The 16,246-nt window shown below is 51.5% G+C and carries 19 protein-coding genes; all 19 read left to right on the forward strand.

What is annotated here, in order from left to right:
• Window position 1: 1 nt before the first annotated feature.
• Window positions 2-1,405 (forward strand): ATP-dependent protease ATPase subunit HslU, encoded by a 1,404-nt coding sequence (gene hslU / locus KQI79_RS06925; RefSeq protein WP_216537500.1) that lies wholly within the window; start codon window positions 2-4, stop codon window positions 1,403-1,405.
• 31 nt (window positions 1,406-1,436) lie between these two features.
• Window positions 1,437-2,207: a GTP-sensing pleiotropic transcriptional regulator CodY gene (gene codY / locus KQI79_RS06930; RefSeq protein ID WP_216537501.1), complete on the forward strand. Its 771-nt coding sequence runs from the start codon at window positions 1,437-1,439 to the stop codon at window positions 2,205-2,207.
• Window positions 2,208-2,445: 238 nt separating this feature from the next.
• Complete coding sequence (flgB, locus tag KQI79_RS06935; RefSeq protein WP_216537502.1) at window positions 2,446-2,856, forward strand: flagellar basal body rod protein FlgB; 411 nt, start codon at window positions 2,446-2,448, stop codon at window positions 2,854-2,856.
• Window positions 2,857-2,858: 2 nt separating this feature from the next.
• Window positions 2,859-3,320 (forward strand): flagellar basal body rod protein FlgC, encoded by a 462-nt coding sequence (gene flgC, locus KQI79_RS06940; protein ID WP_216537503.1) that lies wholly within the window; start codon window positions 2,859-2,861, stop codon window positions 3,318-3,320.
• A gap of 41 nt (window positions 3,321-3,361) precedes the next feature.
• The gene (gene fliE / locus KQI79_RS06945) at window positions 3,362-3,667 is read left to right on the forward strand and encodes a flagellar hook-basal body complex protein FliE (protein ID WP_216537504.1); all 306 of its coding nucleotides are present in this window, start codon (window positions 3,362-3,364) and stop codon (window positions 3,665-3,667) included.
• A gap of 55 nt (window positions 3,668-3,722) precedes the next feature.
• Complete coding sequence (fliF, locus tag KQI79_RS06950; protein ID WP_216537505.1) at window positions 3,723-5,309, forward strand: flagellar basal-body MS-ring/collar protein FliF; 1,587 nt, start codon at window positions 3,723-3,725, stop codon at window positions 5,307-5,309.
• A gap of 5 nt (window positions 5,310-5,314) precedes the next feature.
• A complete protein-coding gene (fliG, locus tag KQI79_RS06955) occupies window positions 5,315-6,337 on the forward strand; it encodes a flagellar motor switch protein FliG (RefSeq protein ID WP_216537506.1) in 1,023 nt (340 codons plus the stop codon).
• Window positions 6,330-7,172 (forward strand): FliH/SctL family protein, encoded by an 843-nt coding sequence (locus KQI79_RS06960; protein WP_216537507.1) that lies wholly within the window; start codon window positions 6,330-6,332, stop codon window positions 7,170-7,172. The genes fliG and KQI79_RS06960 overlap by 8 nt, the downstream gene beginning before the upstream one ends.
• Window positions 7,159-8,481, forward strand: coding sequence for a flagellar protein export ATPase FliI (gene fliI, locus KQI79_RS06965; protein WP_216537508.1), 1,323 nt, complete (start codon window positions 7,159-7,161; stop codon window positions 8,479-8,481). The genes KQI79_RS06960 and fliI overlap by 14 nt, the downstream gene beginning before the upstream one ends.
• A 43-nt stretch (window positions 8,482-8,524) precedes the next feature.
• Window positions 8,525-8,968 (forward strand): flagellar export protein FliJ, encoded by a 444-nt coding sequence (gene fliJ, locus KQI79_RS06970; RefSeq protein ID WP_216537591.1) that lies wholly within the window; start codon window positions 8,525-8,527, stop codon window positions 8,966-8,968.
• A 52-nt stretch (window positions 8,969-9,020) separates the two neighbouring features.
• On the forward strand, window positions 9,021-9,932 hold the full coding sequence (locus tag KQI79_RS06975) for a MotE family protein (RefSeq protein ID WP_230191767.1): 912 nt from the start codon (window positions 9,021-9,023) through the stop codon (window positions 9,930-9,932).
• Between the two features lie 37 nt (window positions 9,933-9,969).
• Complete coding sequence (locus tag KQI79_RS06980; RefSeq protein ID WP_216537509.1) at window positions 9,970-11,361, forward strand: flagellar hook-length control protein FliK; 1,392 nt, start codon at window positions 9,970-9,972, stop codon at window positions 11,359-11,361.
• Window positions 11,362-11,383: 22 nt separating this feature from the next.
• Complete coding sequence (locus KQI79_RS06985; RefSeq protein ID WP_216537510.1) at window positions 11,384-11,920, forward strand: flagellar hook capping FlgD N-terminal domain-containing protein; 537 nt, start codon at window positions 11,384-11,386, stop codon at window positions 11,918-11,920.
• A complete protein-coding gene (locus KQI79_RS06990; protein ID WP_216537511.1) occupies window positions 11,917-12,300 on the forward strand; it encodes a TIGR02530 family flagellar biosynthesis protein in 384 nt (127 codons plus the stop codon). The genes KQI79_RS06985 and KQI79_RS06990 overlap by 4 nt, the downstream gene beginning before the upstream one ends.
• 87 nt (window positions 12,301-12,387) lie before the next feature.
• Entirely contained in the window at window positions 12,388-13,206 is an 819-nt protein-coding gene (gene flgG / locus KQI79_RS06995; protein WP_216537512.1) for a flagellar basal body rod protein FlgG, read from the forward strand.
• Window positions 13,207-13,345: 139 nt separating this feature from the next.
• A complete protein-coding gene (locus KQI79_RS07000) occupies window positions 13,346-13,570 on the forward strand; it encodes a flagellar FlbD family protein (protein ID WP_216537513.1) in 225 nt (74 codons plus the stop codon).
• On the forward strand, window positions 13,567-14,037 hold the full coding sequence (locus KQI79_RS07005; RefSeq protein ID WP_216537514.1) for a flagellar basal body-associated FliL family protein: 471 nt from the start codon (window positions 13,567-13,569) through the stop codon (window positions 14,035-14,037). The genes KQI79_RS07000 and KQI79_RS07005 overlap by 4 nt, the downstream gene beginning before the upstream one ends.
• Before the next feature lie 40 nt (window positions 14,038-14,077).
• Entirely contained in the window at window positions 14,078-15,076 is a 999-nt protein-coding gene (gene fliM / locus KQI79_RS07010) for a flagellar motor switch protein FliM (RefSeq protein WP_216537515.1), read from the forward strand.
• Window positions 15,066-16,244 (forward strand): flagellar motor switch phosphatase FliY, encoded by a 1,179-nt coding sequence (fliY, locus tag KQI79_RS07015; protein WP_216537516.1) that lies wholly within the window; start codon window positions 15,066-15,068, stop codon window positions 16,242-16,244. Before fliM ends, fliY begins: the two co-directional genes overlap by 11 nt.
• The last annotated feature ends 2 nt before the right edge of the window (window positions 16,245-16,246 follow it).

The raw sequence follows: 16,246 nt of genomic DNA on the forward strand, positions 1-16,246 counted from the left end.
ATTGAGAAACCAGACGTTAACGCCTCGTCAAATTGTATCGGAATTGGATAAGTACATTATCGGGCAAAAGACGGCCAAAAAATCGGTGGCGGTCGCATTGCGCAACCGCTACCGCCGCAGTTTGCTGGATGAGTCGATGCGAGAGGAAATTGTGCCGAAGAACATCTTGATGATCGGACCGACCGGGGTAGGCAAAACGGAAATTGCACGCCGTTTGGCGAAGCTCGTCGGCGCCCCGTTCGTGAAAGTGGAAGCGACGAAATTTACGGAGGTCGGTTACGTCGGTCGCGATGTGGAATCGATGGTGCGCGACTTGATCGAAACGTCGATCCGTATGGTCAAGCTGGAAAGAACGGAAAAAGTGAAAGATAAAGCTGAGGAACTCGCCAACGAGCGGATCGTTCACATTTTGGTTCCTTCCGGGACCAAAAACAAAAATCAACGCAACCCGTTCGAGATGCTGTTCGGCAACAATGCCAATGCGCAACAGCCTCAAGAAGAGCAGGAGAACGATCCGAGTGTGGCCGAACGCCGCCGCCAAGTCCGATTCAACTTGCTTGCGGGCAAACTGGAGGACGACGCGATCGAGATCGACGTCGAAGATACGGCGCCTACGATGTTCGATATGCTGGCCGGACAAGGCAACGACCAGATGGGCATGAACATGCAGGAAATGCTGGGCAGCTTGATGCCGAAACGGACCAAAAAACGCAAACTGGCGATCAGGGAAGCGAGAAAAGTGCTTACCCAGGAGGAAGCCAATAAATTGATCGATATGGACGATTGCATCCAAGAATCGATCCAACGGGCCGAGCAGTCCGGAATCATTTTTATCGACGAAATCGATAAAATCGCGAGCAATTCGCGGAGCGGCTCCGGTCCCGACGTATCGCGCGAAGGGGTCCAACGCGATATTTTGCCGATCGTGGAAGGTTCGACCATCATGACCAAATATGGGCCGGTCAAAACGGACTATATTTTGTTCATCGCCGCCGGAGCGTTTCATATCGCCAAGCCGTCGGATTTAATTCCCGAATTGCAGGGTCGTTTTCCGATCCGGGTGGAGCTGAACAGCTTGAGCATGGACGATTTCGTTTCGATCCTGACGGAACCGGAAAATGCGTTGACCAAACAATATGTCGAATTGCTCAAAACCGAAGATATCGAAATCGAATTCTCCGCGGAAGCGATTCGCGAAATCGCCAATATTGCCGCCACGGTCAATCAAAATACCGAAAATATCGGAGCGCGCAGACTGCATACGATTCTTGAAAAATTGTTGGAGGATCTATCGTTCGAAGCGCCTGAATTGACGTTGTCGCATATGGTGATCACTCCGGAATATGTAAGGGAGAAGCTGGGCAATATTGCGCAAAACCGCGATTTAAGCCAATATATTTTATAAAGTAATTATCGATGCAGGGAGGCAAAGCAAAATGACATTGCTTTCCAAAACGCGCAGTTTAAACAGGCTGCTTCAGCAGGCGGCGGGCAAAGCCGTCAATTTTCAGGAAATGGCGGATGTATTGCGCGATACGATCGGCGCGGACGTATTCGTCGTCAGCCGTAGAGGCAAAGTGCTTGGCTTCGCTTTGACGGATGCCGCGAATCGGGATATGCTGCCGCATTCCGAGCCGGATCGGCTATATTTTGGAGAAGAGCATAATCATTTGCTTCTGCATATCCGGGAAACGGCGTCCAATTCGGATGCGGAACGGCTTTACCATACCGCCGCCGCACAGATCGCGGAGGCGGTCGGCCGCCGGATCGCGGCCGTCGTGCCGATTATCGGCGGCGGAGAGCGGATCGGAACGCTCGTTTTGTCGCGCGGGGAGAAGCCGTTTGCCGACGACGATTTCATTTTGGCGGAATACGGCTCGACCATTGTCGCCATGGAAATTTTGCGGATGCGGGCCGAAGAAAAGGAAACGGAAATTCGCAGCAAAACGGCGGTTCTCGTCGCCGTCAACTCGCTTTCTTTCAGCGAGCTTGAGGCGGTGGAGCAAATTTTCGAAGAAATGGGCGGCAACGAAGGATTGCTGGTCGCATCGAAAATCGCCGACAAAGCGGGAATCACTCGCTCGGTCGTTGTCAACGCGTTGCGCAAGCTTGAAAGCGCCGGCGTCGTTGAGACGCGTTCGCTGGGGATGAAAGGAACGTACATCAAAATATTAAACGAGCAATTGCCGCAACGATTCAAAAAATAATGAAAGTGATTGAAAATAATGAAAAGCATTCGACAAGTCCTACCTTTTGTCAAAAGATAGGGCTTTTTGCTTATTGTGAAAATGTGCAAACTATTTAAATATTAGTTTAGGACTTAATTCGTGCAAGAAACCGATAATTCGGGATGTTTTTTTGTGATTATGTCGAATAAAGAAGGAATTACAGAACTATTGTTGAATTAACAAAGTATTAAATTACCTCATGGAAGGTGGGAGATTTGTGAAATTGCTAGACGGTGCGAGCTTTAACCGGCTGCTAGGCGCGATCGACGCCGCAACGCTTCGCCATCAAGTAACCGCCAACAATATCGCCAATGAAGATACGCCCTATTTTAAAAGGTCTGAAGTCGCGTTCGAAACGTTGCTGCAAAATCAATTGAACGGCCAAATGCCTAGCTTGGAAGGGCGAAGAACGGACCCGCGTCATATTCCGATAGGAACAGCGGCATCCGTACCGCAGGCGCAAATTCATACGGAGCAACTGACGAACATGAATAATAATATGAACAATGTCGATATTGATCGAGAAATGTCGTTGCTTGCGGAAAACCAGTTGCGGTACAATACGATGATCCAACAAGTGAATCATGAAATTCGAATGATGCGAACTGCAATCGAAGGGAGAAGATAAAGTTGAAAATTAGCAACAGTTTCCAAATAAGTTCTTCTGCATTATCGGCCCAAAGATTACGCATGGATGTCATCTCGTCCAACATCGCCAATGCGGAAACGACCCGAGCGCAACTCGTGAATGGTAAATTCGTACCGTACAGACGCAAGATGGTTGTTATGGAGCCTTACCAAAACAACTTCGACCAAATGCTGCAATCCAAAATCGGAGGAGCGGCGGGAGAGCCGAATGCCGGCAGAGGCGTTAAGATTACGAAAATTGAAGAAGACCGGAGTCAGTTCAGGCAAGTATACAACCCGACGCATCCGGATGCGGACGAGAACGGCTATGTGCTGATGCCGAACGTCGATATGTTGAAGGAAATGGTAGACATGATCATGGCGACACGTTCGTATGAGGCGAACGTTACGGCATTGAACGCGTCGAAAGGGATGATTATGAAAGCTTTGGAGATCGGCAGATAGTCCAAACTGTCTCATCTTAATACCGTTTGGAGGGGTACATAATGATACATAACGTGATGTTTAATTCGATCGGAAGCCAGCAGAAGACGGTTGGAGCGGCGCAAGCGGACCGAACTCCTGCGCAAGCGACGAAACAATTCGGCGAATATTTGAAAAACGCAATCGATCAAGTGGAAGCCCAAGAACAAACGGTTCATGCCATGAACGACAAATTTCTGCTTGGGGAAGTGAATGTCGACGAACTCTTGATTACGTCCGAACAAGCGTTGCTCAGCCTTCAGCTAACGTCGCAAATCCGGAATAAAGTGATCGAGGCCTACCAGGAAATCATGCGAATTCAGTTGTAATCGAACTACTTTATCTCAAAGATTTACATAGCAAAGTTCGGGTGGGGTGACACTGTTGAATGAAAAAATCGGCCAATTTCGGGAAAGGGCCACTCAATACTGGAATCACTTCGGTAAAACGCAAAAAATCGCACTTTTATCCATTTTAGGCATTGTCCTTATCGTTATCGTTTTACTTACATATCAATTTACAAAAACCGAATACGAAGTCGCCTTTCAAGACTTGAACGCGGTGGATGCGGCGGCGATTATGAGCCAGCTGGACGCAAACAACATCAGCTATAAGCTGGGGGCGGACGGCAAATCGATCTCCGTGCCGAGCGCGCAAGCCGCGAAAGTGCGGGTCGATATCGGTTCCCAAGGGATCATTCAAAACGGTTCCCTCGGATTCGGAGCCTTTAGTGAAAGCTCCACCTTCGGAACGACGGACCGCGAATTCGACGTGAAGTACAACAACGCGTTGAATGGCGAGATACAGCAGCTCTTGAATCGAATGCAAGGCGTCAGCGATTCGAAAGTCGTCGTGACGTTGCCGAAAGAAAGCGTATTTGCCGGCTTGGAAGAAAATGAAAAAGCATTGGCGTCGGTATCGCTCAAATTCAAGCCGGGCTACCGGCCGAATCAAGAAGCCGTCGATTCCTATTTCAATTTGGTGAAGACGGCGGTTCCAAAGCTGGCGCTCGAAGATATTACGATTACGAGCGAAGAAGGCGAATTGATCTCATCCGTGCAAGGCGGGATGAGAGGCACGTTGTCGAGCGCAATCGAAGAACAAATGAAACTTCGCAAAAAATTCGAAAACGACATCCGCAACAGCGTCAAGCAATTTCTGGGCCGCTGGGTATCCCCGGACAAAATTGACGTCTTGGTAGCGGCGAGCATTAATTTCGATAAAAAGAATTCGGAGGAACGATTAGTCGAACCGGTAAATACCGTCGATACGAAAGGGATTGAAATTAGCGTACAGCAAATTCAAAAATCATTTAACGGCACGAACGGGCAAGCCGGCGGAATTGCCGGAATGGGACAACAGGAAGTTCCCGGTTATCCCGGCGCCGACAATAGCGGGACGACGAACTCGGAGGAAAACTCCAGTACGATTAATTACGAAGTGAATCGGATTACGAATCAAATCGTGTCAAGTCCCTATACGGTCAAAGATTTATCGATCAATGTCGCATTCGAGCCGCCCGGCGGCAATCCCGCCAACCTGGATGAAAGCACGAAGCTGGCCATTGAGACGGTTCTCGTCAATTATGTACGCGCATCGCTTGCAGATTCCGGTGTTACATATACAGACGAGGAATTGGCCAAAAAAGTTTCGGTCGTCGCGCAAAATTTTGGCGGAGCTGCCGAAACGACGGGAACAGGCGGAATCGCAACCGGATGGTGGATCGGAGGAGGCGTTCTGGCGCTCGCATTATTGGCGGGAACAGCCGTCCTGATTAGCCGACGGCGCAAGCGGCAGGAGATGGAAGAAGAGGAAATTCCGCTGCCCGCAAAAGTCGAGTTTCCTTCGATTGACCTTGAGAATACGACAAACGAAAGCCAAGTCCGCAAACAATTGGAGACGCTCGCAAAGAAAAAGCCGGACGAGTTCGTCAATTTGCTACGCACCTGGCTCGTTGAAGAAACGAGGTGAATCATATGGCCAAATTGCAGTCTCAACAACAAAGTTTGACCGGCAGACAAAAAGCGGCGATCTTATTAATTACGTTAGGTCCCGAAGTGTCCTCGCAAATTTTTAAACATTTGCGCGAAGACGAAATCGAGCAATTGACATTGGAAATTGCCAACGTTCGCAGAGTGGACAGCGCCGAAAAAGAAACGATACTATCCGAGTTTCATCAAATCTGCATGGCGCAGGAATATATATCGCAGGGCGGCATTACGTATGCCAAAGAAATTTTGGAGAAGGCGCTCGGCTCGCAAAAGGCGATGGAGGTCATCAATCGCTTGACGGCGACATTGCAGGTTCGTCCATTCGATTTTGCGCGCAAAGCCGATCCGGCGCAAATTTTGAACTTCTTGCAGAACGAAAATGCGCAAACCATCGCGCTCGTGTTGTCGTACTTGCAGTTCGAACAGGCGGCGGTCATCCTGTCGTCCTTGCCGCAGGACAAGCAGGCGGAAGTGGCGCGGCGCATCGCGATTATGGACAGCACTTCCCCGGAAGTGATCAGCCAGGTCGAGCGCGTGCTCGAGCAGAAGCTGTCTTCGACGGTGACGCAAGACTATACGAATGCCGGCGGCATTGAATCGATCGTTCAAATCTTGAACGGCGTCGACCGCGGTACGGAACGAACCATTCTGGATTCTCTCGAAATCCAGGATCCGGAGCTCGCCGAAGAAATCAAGAAACGGATGTTTGTATTCGAAGATATCGTCAATGTGGATAACCGTTCGATTCAACGCATTATTCGCGATATCGAAAATTCCGATCTGCAGCTCGCTTTGAAGGTGGCCAGCGAAGAAGTGCGCGACGTCATTTTCCGCAATATGTCGAAACGGATGGCCGAAACGTTCAAGGAAGAGATGGAATATATGGGACCCGTTCGATTGCGTGACGTGGAAGAAGCGCAAACGCGCATCGTAGCGACGATCCGCAGGTTGGAGGAAGCAGGTGAGGTCATCATCGCCCGCGGCGGAGGAGATGATATCATTGTCTAATTTGCTTAAATCTTTTCAATATATTTCGGTAGAAGATTTGAAACTATTAGAACGAGTTCATCAAACCGCATCCGCGGAGCCGGAAGAGCATTCGGACGGCCATGAAGAAGAAGGAATTTTGTCTGAAAATGACGAACATGAATTGACGCGGAGACAAATATTGGAGGAAGCGGCGAGCGTGGCGGACGAAAGGTTGCGGGAAGCGGCCGAAGAGGCGGAACGCATCGTCGCGGCCGCGAAAGCCGAAGCCGAGGCATGGTGGGAGCAGCGCAGGCAGGAAGACGAACAATGGATGGAAATGCATAAGCTGGAAGGGTTCGAACAAGGGTATCAGGACGGATTGCGGCAAGCCGAAGCGGCCATGAAGGAAAAGGCCGAGCAAATGATCGCCGAAGCTGGATCGATTCTCGAACAGGCCTACCGCGCCAAGGAGCAAATCATTCAAGACGCGGAACCGTTTCTGGTCGATCTAAGCGCCGCGATCGCCGAGAAAATCGTCGACAAGCAGTTGTCGATCGAACCGGAATATGCGATCGAACTGATCAAAAAAACTCTTTCCCGCAAAAGGGAACAAGGCGTGATCACGTTATGCGTTTCGCCCGCCCATTTTGCGTTTGTGCAAGCGGCGAGGGACGAACTAGCGCTTGCGATCGATTCGCAAGCGGAGCTGCAAATATTGCCGGATTCGTCGGTCAAAGACCGCGGCTGCGTGATTCGCTCCGCTTACGGCAGCATCGACGCAACGATCGATACGCAATTGACGGAAATCAAGAAAGAACTTTATCAAATCGCCTTGCATGATGAGGAGCGGATGTCCGGCCATGAAAATGCTTAAGGCGGATCGTTACATAGAACATTTGAAGCATCTGGATCCGATTCGCGTCAACGGAAAAGTGACGCAAGTCATCGGACTTACGGTCGAATCGGAAGGGCCGGATGCCAGCATAGGAGATTTATGCTATATCTATCCTACGAAATCTTCGGCCCCGCTTAAAGCGGAAGTCGTCGGATTTCGGGACAACAAAGTCATTCTTATGCCGCTTGGAGAGCTGCACTCGATCGGCCCGGGCTGCGATGTCGTCGGAACGGGCAAGCCGCTGTCGGTCCAAGTCGGTTCGGAACTCCTTGGCAAAGTGTTGGACGGCCTTGGGCAACCGCTCGACGGATCGTTCATTCCGAGCCGGATGACGCATTATTCGACGTTCAACGTTCCTTCGAACCCGTTGTTGCGGCCTCGGGTCGCCGAACCGCTCGGAACCGGCGTACGGGCGATCGACGGCCTGCTTACGATGGGGAAAGGACAAAGGGTAGGCATTTTCGCGGGATCCGGCGTCGGAAAAAGTACGCTTCTTGGCATGGTCGCTCGCAATACGTCGGCTGACGTCAATGTCATTGCGTTAATCGGAGAACGCGGAAGAGAAGTGCTCGATTTCATCGAAAGCGATCTTGGGCCTGAAGGACTAGAAAGATCGGTCGTCGTTGTGGCGACATCCGATCAGCCTGCGCTCATACGGATCAAAGGGGCGCTAATCGCAACGACGATCGCCGAATATTTTCGGGACCGCGGATTAAACGTCATGTTGATGATGGACTCGGTTACGCGCTATGCGATGGCGATGCGCGAAGTAGGACTTGCGATCGGCGAACCGCCGGCTACGAGAGGATATACGCCGTCCGTCTTCGCCAGTTTGCCGAAGCTGTTGGAGCGGGCCGGAACGGGACCGAAAGGCTCGATCACCGCGTTTTATACCGTGCTCGTCGACGGGGACGACATGAACGAGCCGATTGCCGACGCGGTGCGCGGCATATTGGACGGCCATATCGTACTGAACCGGGGCATTGCGAACAAAGGGCATTTTCCGGCGATCGACGTCATGGCGAGCGTAAGCCGCGTCATGAAAGACATCGTTTCCCGGGAACAAACCGAGGCTGCCGAGAATATAAAGCGGCTGATGGCCGTTTATAAAAGTTCGGAAGATTTGATCAATATCGGCGCTTATCAACGAGGTTCGAACGCCGAGATCGACCTGTCGCTCCAGTACATACAGGCAATATGGGATTTTACGAAACAGAGGATAGACGAGAAGACGACCTTGGAGGAAACGCAGGCGCGGCTTATCGCCGAGTTCCACAACATCGGGTAGCGCGCGCATCGGATCGCAGTTATTAAGGAGTTGATCCTATTTGATAAAGTTTCATTATCCTTTCCAAAAAATATTGGATTTGAAAGGAAACGAGAAGACGCAAGCGGAATGGATGTTGTCGGCGGCCGTAGGAGCGCTGGAGGCGGAAGAGCAAGGATTGCGCCGGTTGGAAGCGGAGAAAAGCCGGACGCTGGAGGCGGTGCAGCGGCTTTCCGCGGAAAGCTCGTCGGTTGTGAAGCTGCAGGAAATGCAGGAGTACTTAAGTCATTTGAACCTGTGCATCGAGAAAAAGATCAAGGAGGTTCAATCCGCTCGTACGAATGTATCCAAGAAGCAGCAGCATTTAACGGAAAAAATGTTGGACGAAAAGGTATGGCTCAAGGCGAAGGAAAGAGCGCAAGAGCAATTTCGCGGCCAAATGCTTCGCGTCGAGCAGCATGAACTGGATGAAATCGCAACCGTCCGCTTTTCATTGACGAACCGATGACGTATGCGGAAGAAGAAGCGTCGCCCCAGCGCTTTTGGAAGGAGGAATCAGATTGGCGGAGGCAGATGTAGAGAAAAGTTCCTTCGGCGGGTTTGAACGGTTTTTGTTTTTTATAACGCCGATTATATTTACGATCGTATTGCTTGTCGTACTATTGACCTTGTTTAATTACCCTTTGCGCCATAACCTGCTGGAGTTTGCCAGCAAAATACCGATCGTGAATCAATGGGTTCCCGCTCCGGCGCAAGAAGCAGATCCGAAAGGAACGGAAGAATCCGAGATGCAAACCGCGGCGACGGAAGCGACGGTAAGGGAATTGAAGCAGCTTTTGGCCGCCAAAAACGCAGAACTGGAACAGGCGATCGCGGCAACCGCGACCAAAGAATCGGAAGCAGCGGAATTGCAAACGAAAATAGACGCATTGGAAAAACAGTTCGACCAGAAGAAGCAAACGGACGAACAATACGTTGAGCAGATCAATGCTCTCGCAGGCATGTACGCGAAAATTTCGCCGAGCAAAGCTGCGCCGATATTGGAAAATTTGACGATGGACGAGCTGGTTCTCGTGCTGCATGCCATGCGGACGGACGATCGCGTGAGAGTGCTCGAGAAAATGAATCCGAAGGTGGCTGCGGATGCCTCCATTCGTTTGAAAGATGTCGAACCGGCGGAAAATATGGCGATTGCCGCGCTGCAATCCCGCATTTCCCGGCTCGAAGCGGAGGCGAAAAAGCCTAGCAATACGCTGGACAGCGATCAATTGAGCAAAACGTTTATGGCGATGACGCCGAAAAGCGCGGCGACGTTGGTGCTCGATACGGCGAAGATTAGCCAAGACAAAGCGCTTTCGATTTTGAAGTCGGTTGACGACGCGACCCGTTCCCGCATCTTGGGAGCGATGTCCGAAGGAGATTCCTCGGATGAAGCCGCTAAATTGTTGGCAAAGCTGCTCCCAGCCAAGTAAACGGGGAAGGCGGATGACACGAAAGGAGGTGAAAACGATGAATGTGATGATTTCTAACGTATTATCGGGCAGTTCCGCGAGCGCCGTGACAGGCAAAGGCGGAGCGTCTTCGCCTAGTCAAGCCGCGGATCCGTTCGGTCAAATGCTCGTGCATGTCCTCGGCGGCAACATCGCCTCCGGCGATCAAGCGAGCGCGGCGAATCCGTTGAACGGAGCGGTCGGCTCGTTATTCTCTCTGACGGGCGGAAACGGCGAAGAGGACATGCAATGGCTCATTGCGCTAATCCTCGGCATGCTGCAGCAAACCGACGGCAAAGTGGAGCAGGATAAGGAATTGCTTCAACAATTGCAGCAATGGTTGGCTCAGGCGAACGAAGTATTGGCGGCAATGCTCGCGGCAGGCGGCCAGAACATCGCGGAAGCAGAGACGAGCGGAGGGGCAATCGAGCTCGACTTGGCAAGCCATCCTGAAACGTTGCGCTTTGCCGTACAGGACGCTCTCGTGCAATTGGCGGCCATAGCGCAGTCCGGGCAGCATACGGCAAGGCAAACCGCGGCGGAATCGAACGCTCCGGCAGCCGCAACGCAAGCGCAGCCGCATCAAGCGATATTGACGGCGGCAAGCGGCGAACAAGCGGCGCAATTGATCAAATCGCTGCAAACGCTGTTGAAAGCAGCTGGGATCGATGGCGCGGATCACTCGGCGTTTGTACGCCATATGATGGCGGCGAACACGGCTGCTTCGGGCCAAACGGCTCAACCGCTGCAAATGAATATGAGCTCTGCGGCTCAGCAGTCGCAAATCGCGGCGAACCAGGCTGCAGCAGGCGAAACGTTGCGCGCGGACGTCCAGACCGTTCGTCCTTCCGGCGAATCGGCGGATACGGGCGGACAAACCGTAACGGCGGGCCAGTTGTCGCTCCGTACGGGCGATCATGTGCAAGTGAAAGCGCCGGAGGCGGTCAACGCGAACAATGTGCCGCAAGATATGACCCGGTTTATCGTCAAGCAGATGAGCTTCGCCAAACTGCACGGCATGTCCGAAGCGAAAATATCGCTGTATCCGGAGCATTTAGGACAGGTGGACGTGAAAATTACGCTTCAGAACGGGCAGTTGGTCGCTTCGTTCGTAACGGAACGGGCGGCGGCAAGAGAGCTGCTTGAGAACCAGATGGTACAATTGCGAGCTGCGCTCCAGGCGCAAGGATTGCAAGTGGAGAAGTTGGAAGTAACGCATAACGAGAACTTGTCTTCCCAATTGTTCCAGGAACAACGGCAGCAACACCGCGAGCAGCAAGCTTCCGAACAGCAGAACAAGAAGCGCGGAGCGAACGTAGAAGAAATCGAGTCCGGCTTCCGATTCGATATGGATGAACAAGCGGAGGCGGACAGAATTGGAGACGAAAGCTCGTTTACGGCCAGCGCCTAGATTGCGAAGGAGGTGATCGCGTTTGGCAAGCGACATCATTTCAACGAAAAATGTTTGGCCGAATTACAGCCCTGAAAATGTGGCGGCGGCAAGCAAGAAAGAACATAAGCAAACGCTGGGGAAAGACGATTTTTTCAAAATTTTGATTACCCAGCTGCAAAATCAAGACCCGACGCAACCGCTGCAAGACCGGGAATTTATCGCCCAAATGGCCCAGTTCACTTCCGTTGAGCAGCTCATGAATATTTCGAAACAACTCGGCGTGATGCAGCAGTCGCTTGGAGCGTCTTCGGGACTGATCGGCAAAGTGGTCAGTTGGACGGTGCCAGGCGATCCTCCGGAGACGAAAAGCGGCGTCGTCGAATCGATCGTCATTAAAGAAGGTGTGCAATACGCCCAAGTAGGCGAGGAGCAAATCGAGCTGGACAAGATCGAGAAAATCGAAAACGACACCGGGATGATCGATGACGGCGAGAATGGCAACGATTCGGATGTTTCCGAACCTGACAACGCCGATGAGGAAGACGCATTGGATGGAACCGGAGAGGATGCGCTATGACGGATCGCTTGACGATAGGACAGTTATATCCGGGGAAAGTGCCTCCGGCGGCGGTGCGGAACAAGGCGTTAGCGCCGGCGTATCCACCGAACGGTCCAAGCTTTCAGCGGCTGCTCGAGAATGAGCTTGTCCGGTTTAGCCAGCATGCGGAGATGAGACTCGCCCAGCGCGGAATCGAGCTTCAGCCCGATCATTTGACGAAAATCGGATCGGCGATCGACAAAGCCGCATCCAAAGGGGCGAACGATTCGCTGATCATTATGAGCGACATGGCTTTTATCGTCAATGTGAAAAACCGGACGGTCGTGACGGCGATGGACAGCGCATCGATGCAGGACAATGTGTTTACGCAAATTGACAGCGCAATTGTAGTTTCATAAGGGCCGGACCGAAAAGGGAGCCCGGCGGTCGCGGATCGACGGATGCGATCGCAAACTGCAATCATTACGTTAAGGAGGAGTATCACCATGTTAAGATCAATGTATTCCGGCGTTTCAGGCATGCGCGGTTTCCAAACGAAGCTTGACGTCATCGGCAACAATATCGCCAACGTGAATACGGCGGGCTTCAAAGCGGGACGCGTCATGTTCAAAGACATTATGAGCCAAACGGTCGCCGGCGTCACGGCGCCGAATGACGGCCGCGGCGGGGTGAATCCGCAGCAAGTCGGTCTCGGCGTAGCGGTCGCGGCGATCGATACGATCCATTTAGGCGGCAGCGCGATGACGACGAACAGCCCGCTCGACTTGCGGATCGACGGCGACGGTTTCTTCATCGTCAAGATGGGCGAGGATCAGGGAGTGCCCTACTTGACCCGCGCCGGCAATTTTACGGTGGACGCGGATCGCAATCTGGTGAATGCGGATGGTTTGAACGTCTGCGATACCGGCGGTACGCCGATTGTCATTGACGGAGATGCGGTCAGCTTCTCGATCGGTCAGGACGGTTACATTATGTTGACAACGGCCGACGGCGAGATCGAACAAGGGCCGCAGATCGGAATTGCCAAGGTTGTTAACCCGGCCGGTCTGGAGAAAATCGGCGGCAATTTGTACCGGATGACGGCCAACGCGAACCCGGGCGGCGCGCTGGGTGAATTTTTCGGGGGCAACGATGCGGAGAACGGAACCGGCGCCATTATTACCGGGCAGCTTGAAATGTCGAACGTCGACCTGACGAACGAATTTACGGAAATGATCGTGGCGCAGCGCGGATTCCAGGCGAACTCCAGAATTATTACGACTTCGGACGAAGTGCTTCAAGAAGTTGTGAACTTGAAACGATAATGCCCCAAATGTTGGACGTTGATTGACGGAATATGAAATAGCAGGAAATGGCATCGATTTGTTGTACGTTTGTTTACAACAGCCGGTTCGTCCCGGAAGAGCTCCGTCTCTTCCGGGGGAATCGCGAAGGAGGATATCTATGATTTCCGTGACGCGTTTGAACGGTTCTCAAGTGTGGGTCAACGCTTTGTTAATCGAGAGCATCGAGGAAACGCCGGATACATACATAACGTTAGTTACAGGCAAAAAAATGATCGTGTTGGAAAAGGCCGACGAAGTGATTCGACTGATGAAGGAATACGTTAGCAGTGTCGGCGTGCTCGGCGCGACCATCAAGTTCCAATCGACGGAGGGGTCATCATGAAGAAGATGTTGCCATGGCTCATTACCATATTACTGGCCATCACCTTGATCATACTTGCGGCTTTTTTGTTATATAGGACGTTTATCGCCGACACCGATAAAACGCCGGTGCAAAACGCCGTAGAGCAAGTGGAGGCAAAGAAATTGTCGGCGAACGAAATCGTGGAAGTGACATCGCAAATTAGTGAAATTAAAACGAATTTGGGGGATCCGGATTATATCGTAATGATCAGCTTCGCGTTTCAACTGGACAAGAAAAAAACGAAGGAAAATTTCGACAAAATTAAGGACATCAATATTAAGCCGATTATTATTAAAACGTTGGCGGACATGAAGCCTGAGGAGTTGACAGGCGCAAACGGCAAAGACCAATTAAGCGCCAAGCTTGTCAATTTGATCAACAAGACGCTGCCGGACGGCAAGCTGGTTAAAATCGACGTGACGGACTTCATTATGTCGAGCATCTAGCCGGTGCGCCGCAAGCGATGACGCTAAGGGGGTGAAACGATTGGTTGATGTTTTATCACAGAATGAGATCGATGCTTTACTTGCAGCTCTTTCTTCCGGCGAAATGGATGCGGAAGAATTGAAAAAAGAAGAATCGCAGAAAAAAATCCGTTCTTACGATTTTAAAAGAGCCGTCCGTTTCTCCAAAGATCATATTCGCAGTTTAACGCGGATTCATGAAAACTTTGCCCGTTATTTGACGACCTATTTTTCTGCGCAGCTTCGAACGTTTGTGCAAATCAACGTCGTTCAGGTGGAGCAGCTGCCTTACGACGAGTTTATTCGGTCCATCCCGAAAATGACGATATTGAACATTTTTGAGGCGGAGCCGCTCGAAGGAAGAATGGTGCTCGAAGTTCATCCCAACGTCGCTTATGCCATGTTGGATCGCTTATTGGGAGGCATCGGCACGGCGCCGTCCAAAATTACCGCATTGACGGAAATCGAGACGATCGTCATGGAGCGAATTTTCAGCAGAGCGTTCGAAAGCTTGCAGGAAGCGTGGAAAACGGTGATCGATATTACTCCGCGTCTCGAGGCGCTGGAAACGAACCCGCAATTTATGCAAATCGTATCGCCGAACGAGACGATCGCGCTCATCTCGCTTAGCACCAAAATCGGCGATACGACGGGGATGATTAACCTTTGCATTCCGCATGTGGTCATCGAGCCGATTATGCCGCGTTTATCGGTGCATCATTGGTTCGTATCGCAAAAAAAATCGCGGGCGCCGGAAGAAGTGGAGACGCTGCGCTTGCGCGTCAACAAAGCCAAACTGCCGCTCGTTGCGGAGCTTGGAAACTCGCAAATTACGATTCAGGAATTTTTATCTTTATCGGTAGGGGATGTAATTACGTTAAATAAGAAAGTAGAAGAAGGATTGTCGGTGAAAGTTGGCGAAAAATTAAAGTTTATCGGCAGTCCGGGCGTCGTAAAAGATCGAATGGCAGTCCAGATTGACGAAATTGTCAATGAAGGAGTTGAAGAACATGACGAGTAAAGATTATTTGTCGCAAGAAGAAATAGACGCTCTGTTAAACCAGTCGGCCGCAGGCTCCGCGGAATCTGCGGAAACATCGATCGGCGACTATTTGACTCATATCGAGCAAGACGCATTGGGCGAAATCGGAAACATTACATTCGGCAGCGCGGCTACCGCCTTATCGACGCTATTAGGCAAGAAGGTGGATATTACGACACCGCAAGTGTCGATGATTTCCCGTGAAGATTTCGACAGCGAGTTTCCGCGTCCGCATGTAGCGGTGCATGTGACGTATGTGGATGGATTCGAAGGCATCAACTCGCTCGTGATCCGGACGAAGGACGCGCAGGTCATCGCCAACTTAATGCTGGGCGGGGACGGTGTCGTCACCGAAGAAGAGGAATTGACGGAAATACATATTAGCGCCGTGCAAGAAGCGATGAATCAGATGATGGGATCTTCGGCTACTTCAATGTCAACGATCTTTAATCGCTTGGTCAATATTTCTCCGCCGGGCATCGATATTTTGAATATTGAAAGCGGCCGGGGGCTTACGAAATTGCCGGAAGACGACATTATGGTGAAGGTATCGTTCCGGCTGACGATCGGCGACCTGATCGATTCGACGATTATGCAGCTGTTGCCCGTGCCGTTTGCCAAAGAGTTGGTGCGCACCTTGATGGGCGGCGTGGAAGAAAGCGAGCCGGCGCCGGTTCCGGTCGAGGCGCCGTCTGTGCCGCAGCAAACGCCTCAAGCGAACGTTCCGCAGGCGCCGGCGCAAACGTATGCGAACGCGGTCGATCCGACCTACGCCAGCGCATATCAAGCTCCGCCGCAACCGGCTTCGTACGGAGCCGCGGCCAATCGCAACGTCCAGCAGGTGAAATTCGGCAACCTCCAATCGGGGCCTTATACGCAGGCGGACGAGACGAATCTAAATTTATTATTAGACATCCCGCTCAAGGTCACTGTAGAATTAGGAAGGACCCAGAAGCAGATTAAGGAAATATTGGAACTGTCCCAAGGTTCCATTATCGAGCTGGACAAATTGGCCGGCGAACCAGTCGATATACTCGTGAACAACAAATTGATCGCGAAAGGCGAAGTTGTGGTTATCGATGAAAACTTTGGTGTTCGTGTTACGGATATCGTGAGCCAATGGGATCGAATTCAAAAACTACAATAGTT

The organism is Paenibacillus sp. MSJ-34 (genome assembly GCF_018918005.1).
Classification (GTDB): domain Bacteria; phylum Bacillota; class Bacilli; order Paenibacillales; family Paenibacillaceae; genus MSJ-34.

Coding starts and splice junctions, on each gene's coding strand:
- KQI79_RS06990 (WP_216537511.1), top strand. CDS start 11,917: ATGACGGATCGCTTGACGATAGGACAGTTATATCCGGGGAAAGTGCCT.
- KQI79_RS07000 (WP_216537513.1), top strand. CDS start 13,346: ATGATTTCCGTGACGCGTTTGAACGGTTCTCAAGTGTGGGTCAACGCT.
- KQI79_RS06980 (WP_216537509.1), top strand. CDS start 9,970: ATGAATGTGATGATTTCTAACGTATTATCGGGCAGTTCCGCGAGCGCC.
- fliI (WP_216537508.1), top strand. CDS start 7,159: ATGAAAATGCTTAAGGCGGATCGTTACATAGAACATTTGAAGCATCTG.
- fliY (WP_216537516.1), top strand. CDS start 15,066: ATGACGAGTAAAGATTATTTGTCGCAAGAAGAAATAGACGCTCTGTTA.
- flgG (WP_216537512.1), top strand. CDS start 12,388: ATGTTAAGATCAATGTATTCCGGCGTTTCAGGCATGCGCGGTTTCCAA.
- fliE (WP_216537504.1), top strand. CDS start 3,362: ATGATACATAACGTGATGTTTAATTCGATCGGAAGCCAGCAGAAGACG.
- codY (WP_216537501.1), top strand. CDS start 1,437: ATGACATTGCTTTCCAAAACGCGCAGTTTAAACAGGCTGCTTCAGCAG.
- KQI79_RS07005 (WP_216537514.1), top strand. CDS start 13,567: ATGAAGAAGATGTTGCCATGGCTCATTACCATATTACTGGCCATCACC.
- fliG (WP_216537506.1), top strand. CDS start 5,315: ATGGCCAAATTGCAGTCTCAACAACAAAGTTTGACCGGCAGACAAAAA.